The sequence below is a fragment of the Pseudomonas sp. MBLB4136 genome (assembly GCF_051904765.1).
In the GTDB taxonomy this organism is placed as follows: Bacteria; Pseudomonadota; Gammaproteobacteria; order Pseudomonadales; family Pseudomonadaceae; genus Aquipseudomonas.
In genome coordinates this window covers 1323591-1337769 of record NZ_CP196713.1, presented here as the reverse complement: position 1 = coordinate 1337769, position 14179 = coordinate 1323591, and the positions used below count along the sequence as shown (strand labels likewise).

16 protein-coding genes and 1 tRNA gene are annotated in these 14179 nt (G+C 63.1%); 2 read left to right on the top strand and 15 right to left on the bottom strand.

Annotated features, from left to right (window positions below; translation table 11 throughout):
- Positions 1-50: 50 nt before the first annotated feature.
- The 15 genes from ACSX1D_RS06040 to aspS all read right to left on the bottom strand — a co-directional run bounded on the left by ACSX1D_RS06040 (position 51) and on the right by aspS (position 12098).
- Positions 51-126 (bottom strand) — tRNA-Lys (locus tag ACSX1D_RS06040).
- A gap of 57 nt (positions 127-183) precedes the next feature.
- Positions 184-858 (bottom strand): 7-cyano-7-deazaguanine synthase QueC, encoded by a 675-nt coding sequence (gene queC / locus ACSX1D_RS06035; RefSeq protein ID WP_439861407.1) that lies wholly within the window; start codon positions 856-858, stop codon positions 184-186.
- Between the two features lie 2 nt (positions 859-860).
- Positions 861-1508: a 7-carboxy-7-deazaguanine synthase QueE gene (gene queE / locus ACSX1D_RS06030; RefSeq protein ID WP_439861406.1), complete on the bottom strand. Its 648-nt coding sequence runs from the start codon at positions 1506-1508 to the stop codon at positions 861-863.
- Between the two features lie 118 nt (positions 1509-1626).
- Entirely contained in the window at positions 1627-2439 is an 813-nt protein-coding gene (ybgF, locus tag ACSX1D_RS06025; protein ID WP_439861405.1) for a tol-pal system protein YbgF, read from the bottom strand.
- Between the two features lie 6 nt (positions 2440-2445).
- Positions 2446-2943, bottom strand: a complete 498-nt coding sequence (gene pal, locus ACSX1D_RS06020) for a peptidoglycan-associated lipoprotein Pal (protein ID WP_208710192.1) — start codon at positions 2941-2943, stop codon at positions 2446-2448.
- 49 nt (positions 2944-2992) lie between these two features.
- On the bottom strand, positions 2993-4294 hold the full coding sequence (tolB, locus tag ACSX1D_RS06015) for a Tol-Pal system beta propeller repeat protein TolB (protein ID WP_208708929.1): 1302 nt from the start codon (positions 4292-4294) through the stop codon (positions 2993-2995).
- The gene (gene tolA / locus ACSX1D_RS06010; protein ID WP_439862273.1) at positions 4291-5280 is read right to left on the bottom strand and encodes a cell envelope integrity protein TolA; all 990 of its coding nucleotides are present in this window, start codon (positions 5278-5280) and stop codon (positions 4291-4293) included. The genes tolB and tolA overlap by 4 nt, the downstream gene beginning before the upstream one ends.
- Positions 5277-5729, bottom strand: coding sequence for a protein TolR (gene tolR, locus ACSX1D_RS06005; protein ID WP_439861404.1), 453 nt, complete (start codon positions 5727-5729; stop codon positions 5277-5279). The genes tolA and tolR overlap by 4 nt, the downstream gene beginning before the upstream one ends.
- A gap of 30 nt (positions 5730-5759) precedes the next feature.
- The gene (gene tolQ, locus ACSX1D_RS06000) at positions 5760-6455 is read right to left on the bottom strand and encodes a protein TolQ (RefSeq protein ID WP_439861403.1); all 696 of its coding nucleotides are present in this window, start codon (positions 6453-6455) and stop codon (positions 5760-5762) included.
- A 2-nt stretch (positions 6456-6457) separates the two neighbouring features.
- Entirely contained in the window at positions 6458-6910 is a 453-nt protein-coding gene (gene ybgC, locus ACSX1D_RS05995; RefSeq protein WP_439861402.1) for a tol-pal system-associated acyl-CoA thioesterase, read from the bottom strand.
- A gap of 50 nt (positions 6911-6960) precedes the next feature.
- On the bottom strand, positions 6961-8013 hold the full coding sequence (gene ruvB / locus ACSX1D_RS05990) for a Holliday junction branch migration DNA helicase RuvB (protein ID WP_439861401.1): 1053 nt from the start codon (positions 8011-8013) through the stop codon (positions 6961-6963).
- 150 nt (positions 8014-8163) lie between these two features.
- Positions 8164-8769 (bottom strand): Holliday junction branch migration protein RuvA, encoded by a 606-nt coding sequence (gene ruvA, locus ACSX1D_RS05985; RefSeq protein WP_439861400.1) that lies wholly within the window; start codon positions 8767-8769, stop codon positions 8164-8166.
- A 21-nt stretch (positions 8770-8790) separates the two neighbouring features.
- Positions 8791-9315 (bottom strand): crossover junction endodeoxyribonuclease RuvC, encoded by a 525-nt coding sequence (ruvC, locus tag ACSX1D_RS05980; RefSeq protein ID WP_439861399.1) that lies wholly within the window; start codon positions 9313-9315, stop codon positions 8791-8793.
- A gap of 175 nt (positions 9316-9490) precedes the next feature.
- Entirely contained in the window at positions 9491-10240 is a 750-nt protein-coding gene (locus ACSX1D_RS05975; protein ID WP_439861398.1) for a YebC/PmpR family DNA-binding transcriptional regulator, read from the bottom strand.
- Positions 10241-10322: 82 nt separating this feature from the next.
- Complete coding sequence (gene aspS / locus ACSX1D_RS05970; RefSeq protein ID WP_439861397.1) at positions 10323-12098, bottom strand: aspartate--tRNA ligase; 1776 nt, start codon at positions 12096-12098, stop codon at positions 10323-10325.
- A gap of 296 nt (positions 12099-12394) precedes the next feature.
- Here aspS and ACSX1D_RS05965 point away from each other — a divergent pair, with 296 nt between their 5' ends.
- Positions 12395-13513, top strand: a complete 1119-nt coding sequence (locus ACSX1D_RS05965) for an HD domain-containing phosphohydrolase (protein ID WP_439861396.1) — start codon at positions 12395-12397, stop codon at positions 13511-13513.
- Positions 13514-13644: 131 nt separating this feature from the next.
- Positions 13645-14115 (top strand): Dps family protein, encoded by a 471-nt coding sequence (locus ACSX1D_RS05960; RefSeq protein ID WP_439861395.1) that lies wholly within the window; start codon positions 13645-13647, stop codon positions 14113-14115.
- Positions 14116-14179 lie beyond the last annotated feature (64 nt).

Sequence of the window (14179 nt, the reverse complement as noted above, 5' to 3'; positions counted from 1 at the left end):
GCGAGAGCAGACAGGACGGGAACACGGGGAGGCATTACGAGGAAGGAGGTTGGTGGGTCGTGTAGGATTCGAACCTACGACCAATTGGTTAAAAGCCAACTGCTCTACCAACTGAGCTAACGACCCAACGCGAGGCGTATAATACTGATTTAATTCAGAAAAACAACACCTCGCGAAAACTTTTTAGCAGTAGCGGGTGGGATCGGCTTCGCCGGCGCCGACAAAGCCCGCAGCGCGCAGGCGGCAGCTGTCGCACTTGCCACAGGCGCGGCCATCGGCATCGGCCTGGTAGCAGGACACGGTCAGCGCGTAATCCACGCCATGCCGCAGGCCAGCCTGGATGATCTCGGCCTTGCTCATGTCCTGCAGCGGCGCCTGAATGCGGAAGCCCTGCCCCTCCACCCCGGCCTTGGTCGCCAGGTTGGCCAGGCGCTCGAAAGCCTCGATGAACTCGGGCCGACAATCCGGGTAGCCGGAGTAGTCCACCGCGTTGACCCCGATGAAGATATCTCGCGCACCCAGCACCTCGGCCCAACCCAGGGCCAGGGACAGGAACACCGTATTGCGCGCCGGGACATAGGTAACGGGAATGCCCTCGGTGGGCGATTCCGGCACCTCGATACTGCTGTCGGTCAGTGCCGAGCCACCGATGCCGTTGAGGCTGAGGCCTATGACCTTGTGCTCGATCACACCCAGCTGCCTGGCCACCCGCTCGGCTGCCTGCAGTTCGGCGCGATGGCGCTGACCGTAGTCGAAACTCATGCTGTAGCAGGCATAGCCCTGGGCCTTGGCCAGTGCCACCACGGTGGCCGAATCCAGGCCACCGGAAAGAAGAATGACGGCTTTCTTATCGCTCATGCTCAGTGTCCCGGCTCATCGTTCCAGAGGATCTTGTGCAGCTGCATCTGCAGGCGCACCGGCAGGTTGTCGGTGACTATCCAGTCGGCCAGTGCGCGCGCATCCAGCTCGTGATGACTGGGCGAGAACAACACCTCGCCGGCACGCTCATGCAGACGGTACTGGATCAGCTTCGACACCGCCCAGTCATAGTCCTCACGCGAACAGATGACGAACTTGACCTGGTCGTTCGGCGTGAGCAGCTGGATGTTCTCGTAACGATTGCGCCCCACCTCGGCCGAGCCTGGCGTCTTGAGATCAAGCACCTTGCTGACCCGCGGATCGACCGCCGACACATCCAGGGCACCGCTGGTCTCGAGCGACACCTCGTAGCCGGCATCGCACAGGCGCTTGAGCAAGGGGATGCAGTTGGGTTGCGCCAGCGGCTCGCCGCCCGTCACGCAGATGTAGCGCGGCTTGTAGCGCGCGACCTGCTCGACTATGGTGTCCAGGGACACGATCTCGCCACCACTGAAGGCATAGGCCGTATCGCAGTACTGGCAGCGCAGGGGACAGCCGGTGAGGCGTACGAACACGGTCGGCAAGCCGGCAGTGCGCGTCTCCCCCTGCAGCGAGTAGAAAATCTCGGTAATTCGCAGGGTTTCTTGCATATCAGCCACGGGCGTGACGGCTAAACAGGCCATCCGCCTCCGTTGCGGGAAAGGGGGCGCCGATTCTAACGAAAAAACCCGCGCCAGGCGCAGGTTTTCTTGATCGACGATTCAGCTTCTAGGGCAAGCGCTGAAGATCGCGCTGCGCCAGTTGAGCAGCCGAACTTCCGGGATACTGGGCGATGATCTGGCGCAAGATGCCCTTGGCCTTGTCGGCATTACCCAAGCGCTGCTCCACATCGGCCAACTTGAACAGCGAATCCGGCACCTTGGCGTGCTGCGGGTAGGCCTGACTGACCCGGGCGAAAGCCTGGCCTGCTGCCTGCAGATCGCCCTTGGCCAGGTTCACCTCGCCCAGCCAGTACTGGGCATTGCCGGCATACTGACTGTTCGGATACTTGCGCAAGAAGGCGCCGAAGGCCTGACTGGCCTTGTCGAAGTCCTTGGCCTTGATCAGGTCGAAGGCAGCGTCATAAAACAGCTTTTCCTTCTCCGGATCGGCGGGTCCGCTGGCCGCGGGCGCCTGACCAATAGGGGATTGAGATACGCCACCGGCTCCAAGGGAGCCGGCGGAGGGGGAATTCTGGGCGGCCGCAGCACCTGCGGAACCACTGCTCAAGCGTCGATCAAGATCCTGGTAACGCTCCAGGCTTTCCTGCTTCAAACGCTGGATTTCGTATTGCTGCTCTTCGAGCAGACCACGCAGTTGCGCGATCTCCTGCTGCATCTGCTGCAGCTGGGTGAACATCATGCCCTGCGCCGAGGCAGGGGCTTCCGCCCCTCCCCCGACGTAGGCGCCAGTCGTGCCGTAACCGGCCGGCGGATAGCTGCCGCCATAAGCGGCATCGTTATCCACCACGGGAACCTCGGCCCAGGCCGCGAGCGGCAGGCAGAGGGCCAAAACGGTCACAACACGACGGCTACTACGCATGGCAAATTACTTGCGCAGTTCGACGCGGCGGTTCTGAGCCCAGGACTGCTCGTCGTTGCCAGTGGCAATCGCACGCTCTTCGCCGTAGGAAACCAGTTCCAGCTGAGCCGGGGAAACGCCCTGCAGCACCAGGTAGCGCTGAACGGCCTTGGCACGACGCTCGCCCAGGGCGATGTTGTACTCGCGGGTACCGCGCTCGTCAGCGTGGCCTTCCAGAACGACGCGAGCGCCGTTGCCTTTCAGGTCCTTGGCGTGAACGTCCAGAGCGCGCATGGCTTCCGGCTTCAGGTCGGAGCTGTCGTACTCGAAGTAGAAGGTGGTGATAGCGCGCAGAGCAGCTTCTTCGCTCAGGCTGCCATCAACGGCACCGGTGTTTGCGCCGTAACCGGCGTTCGGATCAATCGCGCCTTCACCAGCAGCGTCACCGCCCTTCGAGGAGCAACCTACAGCCACGGCCAAAGCCAGGCTCAGAGCAGCAAATTTGCCGAATTTCAGCATTTCCATCATGTAACCCCAAATGTGTTAAGCAAAAGTTTAAAGGTAAAACGCCGCATCAGTTCAGGTAGGGGGACCAGGAAGGCTCTCGAACTTCGCCTTGAGCGGTAGGAAGAGGGAGCCTCACACGTCCGTTGATGGACGCTAACATCAAGACTCCCCGACCCTGCTGGCGGGTGGCGTAGATTAGCATGGTGCCATTAGGTGCAACAGTGGGAGATTCATCCAAACTCGTATCAGAAAGGATGCGCGGCGCCCCACCGCGCGCCAGATCCATGGCAGCTACCTTGAACACGGTAAAACCATCCTGGCGATGGATCATCACCAGGGTCTTTTCATCAGCGGAAAGCTTCGGATTGGCGTTGTAGTTACCGACGAAGGTCACTCGATCCACCGCACCGCTGCTGATGTTGGTCTTGTAAATCTGTGGTTTGCCGGCGCGATCGGAGGTGAAGTAGATGGTCTGCCCATCCTTGCCCCAGAACGGCTCGGTATCGATGGCGTAGTGATTGGTCACGCGGCGCAGCTGGCGCGAGCCCATGTCCATCACGTAGATCTCCGGATTGCCATCACGCGACAGCACGAAAGCCAGGCGGCTGCCATCCGGCGACCAGGACGGCGCGCCGTTCAAGCCCTCGAAATTGGTGATCTGCTCGCGACGACCGGTATCGATGTGCTGCACGAAGATACGCGGGCGCTTCTGCTCGAACGACACGTAGGCGATGCGACGGCCGTCCGGCGCGAAGGACGGCGACAGAATCGGCTCGCGCGATTGCAGCAGGGTCACCGCGCGGGCGCCGTCGTAGTCCGAACGCTGCAGGGTGTAGCGGGTGTTGTTCACCGCGAAACGCTCGGCGGTGACATAGAGCATGCGGGTGGAGAACGCGCCCTTTACCCCGGTGAGTTTCTCGAACGCCAGGTCGGCGATATGGTGGGCCATGTCGCGCAGCTGGTCGACGCCACCGCCAACGCTGCCGGTCAATACCTGCTGCTCGGTGGCCACGTTGAACAGGGCGAACTGCACCTGCAGGCGACCGCCGGCTGGCACCATGCTGCCGACCAGGACGTACTGGGCGCCGAGGGCCTTCCAGTCGCGGTAGATGACCTCGCTGGCCTGGGTCGGCAGGCTGATCATGTTCTGCCGTGGAATCGGCTCGAACACCCCGGAGTTGCGCAGGTCGTTGCCGACGATCTCGGCAATGTCCTCCGGCAGCACGGTGCCGCCCTGCCAGCCGAAGGGCACCACGGCGATCGGCGTGGCGCGATCGGTACCACTGGTAATCACCAGTGGATCAGCGGCCTGTACGCTGCCGACCAACAAAGTCAGCCCCAACAGGACGATACGCATCAAGGTGTTCACAGACCTAAATCCTCCGGTTTGAAGATGACGCGACGCTGCCGGTAAAGCCGGTCGAACGTGGCGCGATCAAGTTGTTGCATCTCGACGATACGCCCTACGTTGCGCACTGCTTGTACGGCGGAACTGTCGAAGGGCGCATCACCACTGCCGCGGGTCACGCTGGCGTTGGTGATAGTGCCATCGGGCAGCATCTCGATGAGAATTTCCACACTCATGCCGTTACGCGCCGAAGGCGGCCTACGCCACTGCTCGCTCACCAGCCTGACGATCAAGTCATCGAGACTACCGGCGACCTGGTCGCCATGGGTCTCGGCCAACGCCTGCTGGCGCTCCACATTATCCGAAAGCAGTTCGGCCAATGCCGCCGCCTTCTTGTCCTCGACGGCCTTGCGCGCCTGCTCGGCTGCCTTCTTCTTGGCATCGTCGGCGGCCTTCTTCTTCGCGACCTCCGCTGCTGCCTTTTTCTTTGCCTCTTCGGCGGCTTTCTTTTTAGCCTCTTCGGCGGCCTTCTTCTTGGCGTCCTCGGCCGCCTTCTTCTTCGCCTCTTCCTCTGCCGCCTTCTTCTTGGCGATATCGGCCAGCTTCTTCTGCTCGGCCGCCTTGGCTGCCTCGGCCTGCTTAGCGGCTTCGGCCTTCTTCAGCGCTTCGGCCTTTCGAGCCTCTTCGGCCTTCTTTTGTTCCGCAGCCTTGGCCGCCGCCTGCTTCTGCTGTTCGGCCTTCTTCAGCTCCAGCTGCTCGGTCTCGTACTGCGGCGCCGCGGTTTTCTTCGCCTCACCGGCAATCTTCTGATTGGTCTGGGTGGTCGCCTGACTCTGGGACTTCAACTGATACAGGGTGGCCTGGACGATCGGCCGGGCCGGCGGCAGGTCCGGGGCGAAGGCAAAGCTGACGAACAGCATGGCGAACATCAGGACGTGCAGACTCACGGCCCAGACCACCGGCCAGAACAGGCTTTCCGAAGGAGAGCGCTCGCGCTGCTGCATCAGGGCGCCTCGGTGATCAGCCCGACGTTACCCACGTCGGCCTGCTGCAAGCCACTCATGGCCGCCATCACGGAACCGTAATCGACGGCCTTGTCGCCGCGCACGAAGACCTGCACCTGCTTGCCCTGGCTGCGGCTCTGGTTGAGGATGGCGGTGACCGCCCGGACCATCTCCTCGAGGGTCAGCGCCTGGTCCTGAGCGGTGTCGACATCGACTTCGGTGCCCATATTCCAGTAGTAGGACTTGTCGGCCTTGATCGAAATGGTCAGCACCTGGGCGTCGTTATCCTGCGGCAACACCTCGCTGCTGACTTTCGGCAGGTCGACCTTGACCCCCTGATTGAGCATCGGCGCGGTCACCATGAAAATCACCAGCAGTACCAACATCACGTCGATGTAGGGCACCACGTTCATCTCGGCGACGGGCTTGCGTCTGTTGCGAATTCTGGCCATGGCCTGAAACCTATCCTGAACGCCTGAGGCTTAGTCGTCGGTGGTATGCACTTTACGGTGCAGGATCGCCTGGAACTCGTCGGCGAAGGTGTAGTAGCGACCGATCAGCATCTCGCCGCGGGCGGAGAAGCGGTTGTAGGCGATCACCGCCGGAATCGCGGCAAACAGACCGATGGCCGTGGCGATCAGCGCTTCGGCGATACCCGGCGCCACGGTGGCGAGGGTGGCCTGCTGCACCTGGGCCAGGCCACGGAAGGAGTTCATGATGCCCCACACGGTACCGAACAGGCCGATATAGGGGCTGGTGGAACCGACGGTGGCAAGGAACGGCAGGCTCTGCTCGAGCTTTTCCTCTTCCCGCGAGATGGCCACGCGCATGGCCCGCGACACGCCATCCATCACCGCATCCGGATCGACGCCCGATTGCTGACGCAAGCGCGAGAACTCCTTGAAGCCAGCGCGAAAGATCTGCTCCAGACCCGAGTCCGGATCGGGGTTGCTACCGGCCTGACGATACAGCTTGGACAGGTCGATGCCCGACCAGAAGCGCTCCTCGAACATGTCCAGGGCGCGCTTGGCCGCGCGCAGCAGGGTGCTGCGCTGAAAAATCATGACCCACGAGGTGACCGAGGCGGCCACCAGGGTCAGCATCACCAGCTGCACCACCAGGCTGGCGTTGCTGATCAGGCTCCACATCGACATATGGTCAACGGCGTTGGCTTCCACGCTTACTCTCCTGCTTTAGATGGACCGGTGCCGCCCGTCTCGGCAAAGGCCGCTCGCAGCGTTTCGGGAATGGCCCGGGGTTTCAAATTGTCGGCGCGCACACAGGCCACCAAAAACTGCCCCTCACAGAGCAGCACATCATCCACCACCCGCCTGACTTGTTGACGAAAGCGCAGGCTGGCGCGGTTCAAATCGATAACATCGGCGCTCACCAGCAACTCGTCGTCCAAGCGAGCCGGCGCGTGATAGCGCGCCTCGGTCGAATGCACGACGAACAACAGGCCCTCACCAGCCAGCGTCGACTGGGCGAAGCCCAGGTCGCGCAGCCGCTCGGTGCGGGCCCGTTCCATAAACTTGAGGTAATTGACGTAGTAGACGATGCCGCCGGCATCGGTGTCCTCGTAGTAAACACGACAACGATGAGCGAACGGCTGAACTCCGTTTTGCGCGCGCATACTCTAGTCTCAGCTCCTGCTCTTGCCAATCGGGTGCAGCAAGTATTTTTTCACGCATCACCGCCATCGAATAAGTCCGCCACCGGCGCTTCGCCCATGCGTTTGGGGATATTCAGGCCGAAATGCAGATAGGCATGCCGGGTCACCACGCGCCCGCGCGGCGTGCGCATGATGTAGCCCTGCTGAATCAGGTAGGGCTCCAGCACATCCTCGATGGTATGGCGCTCTTCGCTGATGGCCGCCGCCAGGCTGTCGACGCCGACCGGGCCGCCATCGAACTTCTCGATCATGGTCAGCAGCAACCGGCGATCCTGGTGGTCGAAGCCTCGCTCATCGACATCCAGCAGATTGAGCGCCAGGTCGGCGATCTGCCGGGTGATCTCGCCTTTGCCGCGCACCTCGGCGAAATCGCGCACGCGACGCAGCAGGCGGTTGGCGATACGCGGCGTACCGCGTGCGCGCCGGGCGATTTCGAAGGCGCCCAGGGCCTCAATCGGCAGGCCGAGGATACCGGCCGAACGATCGACGATGGTCGCCAGGTCCTCGACGCTGTAGAACTCCAGACGCTGGACGATGCCGAAGCGGTCGCGCAGCGGATTGGTCAGCATGCCGGCGCGGGTGGTGGCGCCGACCAAAGTGAAGGGCGGCAGATCCAGCTTGATCGAACGCGCCGCCGGCCCCTCGCCGATCATGATGTCGAGCTGAAAGTCCTCCATCGCCGGATACAGCACTTCTTCGACTATCGGCGACAGGCGATGGATTTCATCGACGAACAGCACATCGCCCGGTTCGAGGTTGGTCAGCAACGCCGCCAGATCACCGGGACGCTCAAGCACGGGACCGGAGGTGCTCTTGATCGACACGCCCATCTCCTGGGCGATGATATTGGCCAGGGTGGTCTTGCCCAGGCCGGGCGGGCCGAAGATCAGCGTATGGTCGAGCGCTTCGGCGCGGCCCTTGGCCGCCTGAATGAACAGCTCCATCTGTTCGCGCACACTCGGCTGGCCGATGTACTCGGCCAGCTTCAACGGGCGAATAGCACGATCCACCTGCTCCTCGCGTTCGCGGGGGCTGGCGGTGATCAGACGGTCGGCTTCTATCATCAGCGGCTCTGTATCGGAATAGGTTGGGGCGTCACTGCAAATGCCGTGCGGGCCATGAAGCGGCCACACTGGACGCCGTGATTCGGCAAATCAAGAGGCGGTACCCAGGCGCCGACGAATTCCATCGCTCGGCGTGAGCCAGGTCGCACGTTAGATCATGCCCTTGAGGGCGCGACGGATCAGGTCTTCACTGCTCAGCCCGTCTTCCTTGACGGCTGATACCGCGCGACTGGCTTCCTGGGGTTTGTAGCCCAGGGAAATCAACGCGCTGACCGCATCGTTCTCCGCGCTTGAGACTGCTGCGATGCCTTGTGGTTCCACCACCAGGGTGGCCATTCCGGGCACGGCCTCCCAAGCCTTGAAACGCCCCTTCAACTCGACCAGCAGGCGTTCGGCGGTCTTCTTGCCTACCCCCGGCACCCGGACCAGGGCCGAGGTGTCCTGGGCCTGCACGCAGCGCACCAGCTCATCGACCTCCAGGCCAGACATCAAGGCCAAGGCCAGCTTCGGGCCGACGCCATTGAGACGGATCAGCTCGCGAAAGAGCTCGCGCTCACGCTTCTCGTAGAAGCCGTAGAGCAAGTGGGCATCCTCGCGCACCACCAGATGGGCGTGCAGGGTCAACGACTCGCCCACCGCAGGCAGGCGGTAGAGGGTGGTCATGGGCACCTCCAGCTCGTAGCCCAGGCCATTCACATCCACAATCACATGGGGCGGCTGCTTCTCCGCCAGGGTGCCGCGCAAACGTCCGATCACCGAAGTTTTCCTTGAATAACGTTACAAACGAAGGCGGCCGCTGCGCCGCTTCGCGCCGGACAGGCCATGAGGGATCAGGCTCTGCCGGTGATGGGCGTGACACAGGGCGATGGCCAGTGCATCCGACGCGTCGATCTGCGGCTTCTGCACCAGCTTGAGCAAATGCATCACCATCATCTGCACCTGTTCCTTGTCCGCCCCGCCGCTGCCGGCGATCGCCTGCTTGACCTGAGTGGCGGTGTACTCGGCCACCTCCAGGCCCGCCTCGACGCCCGCGAGGATCGCCGCGCCGCGCGCCTGGCCGAGCTTCAGCGCGGAGTCGGCATTGCGCGCCATGAACACCTGCTCGATGCCCATAGTCACCGGGCCGTAGCGCTCGATGACCTCGCGCACGCCGCGAAACACGATCTGCAGGCGCTCGGGCAACGACCCACTGCCGGTGCGGATGCAACCGGAGGCGACATATTCGCAATTGCGCCCGGTGTCCCGCACCACGCCGTAGCCGGTGATGCGGGAGCCGGGATCGATGCCGATGATCAGCGTCATGACCTGCCTTCCACCCGTGCCGCCGGCCATTGCCGGTAACCATACTGTCTATTTATCCAGCTTGCGAGTATAGGGACAGCGCCGCACCCCGTCACCCGGCAATCGCCCATAAAAAAGCCGGAAGCCCCCGGGCGCGCTTTACCCGAAAACCTCCGGCCGTTCGCCCCGGCGCGGCTTAGCCGAGCTGTTCCATGATCTCGTCGGGGATCTCGGCGTTGTGGTAGACGTTCTGCACGTCATCGAGATCCTCCAGCATGTCGATCAGCTTGACGACCTTCTGCGCTGTTTCCAGATCCTCAATCGGCGCGGCGATCGAGGGAATCCAGGCGATCTCCGACTCCTCGCCCTTGAACCCGGCGTCGGCCAAGGCCTCGTTGACCGTGTGGAAATCGGTGAAGGGGGTGTAGACCTCGGCGGAGCCATCCTCGCCGACCACCACATCGTCGGCGCCGGCTTCCAGCGCCGCCTCCATCAACGCATCCTCGTCCACACCCGGGGCGTAGCTGATATGCCCCTTGCGCTCGAACATGTAGGCCACCGAGCCATCGGTGCCCAGGTTGCCGCCGCACTTGCTGAAGGCATGGCGCACTTCGGCGGCGGTGCGATTGCGATTGTCGGTCATGGCCTCGACGATGATGGCCACGCCGCTCGGCGCGTAACCCTCGTAGCTCAGCTCGACGACGTTGTCGGCCTCGTTATTGCCCGCTCCGCGGGCGATGGCGCGGTCGATCACGTCGCGCGACATGTTGGCGGTCAGCGCTTTGTCCACCGCCAGGCGCAGGCGCGGATTATCCGCCGGCACCGGGCCGCCGTGCTTGGCCGCCACGGTCAGCTCGCGAATGATCTTGGTGAAAATCTTGCCGCGCTTGGCGTCCTGACGCCCCTTGCGGTGCTTGATGTTGGCCCATTTGGAATGACCAGCCATATTTCACTCCATCTTGCTTCGAATCGGATTGAACGCCCCAAAACCAAGGAGCCTGGCATAACCAGGCTCCTGTCGGCACGGCTTATTCCGCCTTGGGTTGCTCGCGCAGGCGGATGTGCAGCTCGCGCAGCGCCTTGTTGTCCACTTCGCCCGGCGCCTGGGTCATCACGCAGGCCGCGCTCTGGGTCTTCGGGAAGGCGATCACTTCGCGGATAGACTGGGCGCCGGTCATCAGCATCACCAGGCGATCCAGGCCGAAGGCCAGGCCACCGTGCGGCGGCGCACCGAACTTCAGCGCATCGAGGAGGAAACCGAACTTCTCCTGCTGCTCGTCTTCACTGATGCCGAGCACGCGGAACACCGCCTGCTGCATGCCCTTGTCGTGGATACGGATGGAACCACCGCCCAGCTCGGTGCCGTTGAGCACCATGTCGTAGGCGCGCGACAGGGCGACGGCCGGATTGGCTTCCAGCTCCTCGGCCGTGCAGCTCGGCGAGGTGAAGGGGTGGTGCAGCGAGGTCAGGCTGCCATCGTCGTTCTCCTCGAACATCGGGAAATCGACCACCCACAGCGGCGCCCACTCGCAGGTAAGCAGGTTCAGGTCGTGACCCAGCTTGATGCGCAGCGCGCCCAGGGCCTCGCTGACGACCTTGGCCTTGTCCGCGCCGAAGAACACGATATCGCCATCGACCGCGCCGACGCGATCGAGGATGACTTCGAGATTTTCCGCCGGGATATTCTTGACGATCGGCGACTGCAGCCCCTCGACGCCCTTGGCGCGCTCGTTGACCTTGATGTAGGCCAGGCCCTTGGCGCCATAGATACCGACGAACTTGGTGTAGTCGTCGATCTGCTTGCGCGGCATGCTCGCCCCGCCCGGCACGCGCAGCGCGGCGACGCGACAGGCCGGGTCGTTGGCCGGGCCGCTGAACACCTTGAACTCGACCTGCTGCAGCTGGTCGGCCACATCCACCAGCTCCAGCGGGATGCGCAGGTCCGGTTTGTCCGAGCCGTAGCGGCGCATGGCCTCGGCGAAGCTCATGTGCGGGAACTCGCCGAACTCCACGTCCAGCACTTCCTTGAACAGCTGGCGGATCATCTTCTCGGTGATGCCCATAATGTCGTGCTCATCGAGGAAGCTGGTCTCGATGTCGATCTGGGTGAACTCCGGCTGGCGGTCGGCGCGCAGGTCCTCGTCGCGGAAGCACTTGGCGATCTGGTAGTAGCGATCGAAGCCGGCCACCATCAGCAGCTGCTTGAACAGCTGCGGCGACTGCGGCAGGGCGAAGAAACTGCCGGCGTGGGTGCGGCTCGGCACCAGGTAGTCGCGCGCGCCTTCCGGGGTAGCGCGGGTGAGGATCGGCGTCTCCACGTCGAGGAAGCCGTTGTCGTCGAGGTAGCGACGAATGCTGGTGGTGATGTTCGAGCGCAGCTTCAGCTTGGCCGCCATTTCCGGACGACGCAGATCGATGAAGCGGTAGCGCAGGCGCGTCTCCTCGCCGACGTCGGTGTACTCGTTGAGCGGGAATGGCGGGGTCTCCGCCTCGTTCAATACTTCCAGCTCATAGCCCAGCACCTCGATGGCGCCGGAAGCCATGTTCGGGTTCACCGCACCGGCCGGACGCAGGCGCACCTTGCCGGTGAGCTTGACCACGTACTCGCTGCGCACCTTGTCGGCAGTGGCGAAGGTGTCCGCTCGATCCGGATCGAATACCACCTGGGCCAGGCCTTCACGGTCGCGAATATCGAGGAATATCACCCCGCCGTGGTCGCGACGGCGGTGCACCCAGCCGCAAAGGGTAACTTCCTGTCCGTCCAGGCTCTCGTTCAGTTGGCCGCAATAGTGGCTGCGCATCATGGTGGTAGTCGCTTCTCTTGAGTCTTGAATTCGTTGAGCCGCAGGTCCTGCGGCGCGCTTGATCATTCCGGTGGCTTGCCGACGACCGGTAAGCCCAACCTGCAGGTGAACGCAGCACGCTCGGAAGTCCCGGCGCCCGAATGTGTCAGCACCACCCGCGCGCCAGACAGCCTTCGACCGGAATGCTGCGGCAAAGCGCGAGATTATATATGGTTAGGCGGTGACATGCAGCCGCCAGCCCGCGCGCATCTGCCAAGCCTTTCTATACTCAAAGCGGATTCCGGGGGAGATCGATCATGGCAACACCACGCATCGCCGAAATGAGCAGCGACCAACTGGACGACTTCCGCCAGGAAGCCACCGAGCAATTCCAGCGCTGCGAGCAATTGCTGATCGAACTGGAGCATGCGCCAGATGACGCGGAGCGACTGCGCGACCTGTTTCGCCAGGTCCACACCCTCAAGGGCAATCTCGGCATCGTCGGCCTCAGTGCCCTGATCCCCCTGCCGCAGGCGCTGGAGGACGTGCTGGACCGACTGCGCCAGACACAGCTCGAGTTCGACAGTTTGCTAGGCGATATCCTACTGCTCAGCCTGGACCACCTTAAAGAACTGCTCGAGCAAGCCTACAGCGGCCGGCCGGCACGCCTGAGCAGCGAGCAAGTCGACGCCCTCAGCCTGACCCTGCGCGCACTGGCAGTCGCGCCAACCGAGCGCCAGACGGGCGTGCGCCGCGCGCTGCTCGAACAACTAGACCCCAGCACCAGCCTGCTCGCCCCCGCCGAACCGGGCGACCTGCCCGCCGCAGAGCTGGCAAAGCGCCACGGACTGGCGCTCGATGCGGACCTGATGTTCTTCCTCGAACTGATGCAGGCCAGCGAACACCGCTCGCACTACTGGCAAGGTCGCGGCATGCGCCAACTGGACCTGGCCCTGAGCATCAATCGCCTCGGCGACACTCCCGAAGACCCGGCTCAGCTAGCCGCAGCCGTTTGCCTGCATGACCTGGGCATGGCCTTTCTGCCACTGTCGATCCTGCATAAGAAGTCCCGCCTCAGCGACGAAGAACGCTCCCATATGCAAGCACATCCCGACGTCGCCTACGACATGCTCAGGCGCATGCCTGCCTGGAGCATGGCAGCACAGATAGTCCAGCAGCACCACGAGCACGCCGACGGCAGCGGTTACCCCAAGGGGCTCACGGAGAATGAGACTCGCCCCGGCGCACTGATCCTCAATATCGTCGACACCTTCGATGCCCGCACCCATGAGCGAGCCCACCAGACCCTGAGCAAACGACCGCTGCTGCGCGCCATCTTGGAGATCAACGGACTGGCCGGCAGCCAGTTCAGCGCCCACTGGGTCGACGCTTTCAATCGCACCCTGCACCAGGAGCCCGAACTGGGTCATCGCTGATCCCCGTATCGAGCGCTGTCACTCTATCGCCTTCATTAATAGAGACTACGGGCGAGTGCCGCCAACCCCATGCTAGGCTGCCGTTCTTTTCAGGGCGAGCCCGCCCCCAGCCAAGTGAAAGGAGAGAGGGTATGGAGATCAACATTGGAATAGCCGAGCAAGATCGCGCCGCGATTGCCGAGGGCCTGTCGCGACTGCTTGCCGACACCTACACCCTGTACCTGAAAACCCACAACTTCCACTGGAACGTCACCGGCCCGATGTTCAACACCCTGCACCTGATGTTCGAGGGGCAGTACGGCGAACTGGCGCTGGCCGTCGACCAGATTGCCGAGCGCATCCGCGCACTGGGCTTCCCGGCTCCGGGCACCTATGCAGCCTATGCGCGCCTGTCCTCGATCAAGGAAGAAGAAGGTGTTCCGAGCGCGCCGGACATGATCAAGCAACTGGTTCAGGGACAGGAGGCCGTGATCCGCACCGCCCGCGGCATCTTCCCGCTGCTCGACAAGGTCAGCGATGAACCTACCGCCGACCTCCTGACCCAGCGCATGCAGGTGCACGAGAAGACCGCCTGGATGCTGCGCAGCCTGCTGGACGCCTGAGCCAGGCCGGTCGCCGGCAAGGGGCCCACCCTCGCAGGCGGGCCTTTTGCTAGGCGCAGGGCAC

Bases quoted from the DNA above. Each gene is read 5' to 3' on its own strand.
- queC (WP_439861407.1), bottom strand. From the start codon at position 858: ATGAGCGATAAGAAAGCCGTCATTCTTCTTTCCGGTGGCCTGGATTCG.
- queE (WP_439861406.1), bottom strand. From the start codon at position 1,508: ATGCAAGAAACCCTGCGAATTACCGAGATTTTCTACTCGCTGCAGGGG.
- ybgF (WP_439861405.1), bottom strand. From the start codon at position 2,439: ATGCGTAGTAGCCGTCGTGTTGTGACCGTTTTGGCCCTCTGCCTGCCG.
- pal (WP_208710192.1), bottom strand. From the start codon at position 2,943: ATGGAAATGCTGAAATTCGGCAAATTTGCTGCTCTGAGCCTGGCTTTG.
- tolR (WP_439861404.1), bottom strand. From the start codon at position 5,729: ATGGCCAGAATTCGCAACAGACGCAAGCCCGTCGCCGAGATGAACGTG.
- ybgC (WP_439861402.1), bottom strand. From the start codon at position 6,910: ATGCGCGCGCAAAACGGAGTTCAGCCGTTCGCTCATCGTTGTCGTGTT.
- ruvB (WP_439861401.1), bottom strand. From the start codon at position 8,013: ATGATAGAAGCCGACCGTCTGATCACCGCCAGCCCCCGCGAACGCGAG.
- ruvC (WP_439861399.1), bottom strand. From the start codon at position 9,315: ATGACGCTGATCATCGGCATCGATCCCGGCTCCCGCATCACCGGCTAC.
- ACSX1D_RS05975 (WP_439861398.1), bottom strand. From the start codon at position 10,240: ATGGCTGGTCATTCCAAATGGGCCAACATCAAGCACCGCAAGGGGCGT.
- aspS (WP_439861397.1), bottom strand. From the start codon at position 12,098: ATGATGCGCAGCCACTATTGCGGCCAACTGAACGAGAGCCTGGACGGA.
- ACSX1D_RS05965 (WP_439861396.1), top strand. From the start codon at position 12,395: ATGGCAACACCACGCATCGCCGAAATGAGCAGCGACCAACTGGACGAC.
- ACSX1D_RS05960 (WP_439861395.1), top strand. From the start codon at position 13,645: ATGGAGATCAACATTGGAATAGCCGAGCAAGATCGCGCCGCGATTGCC.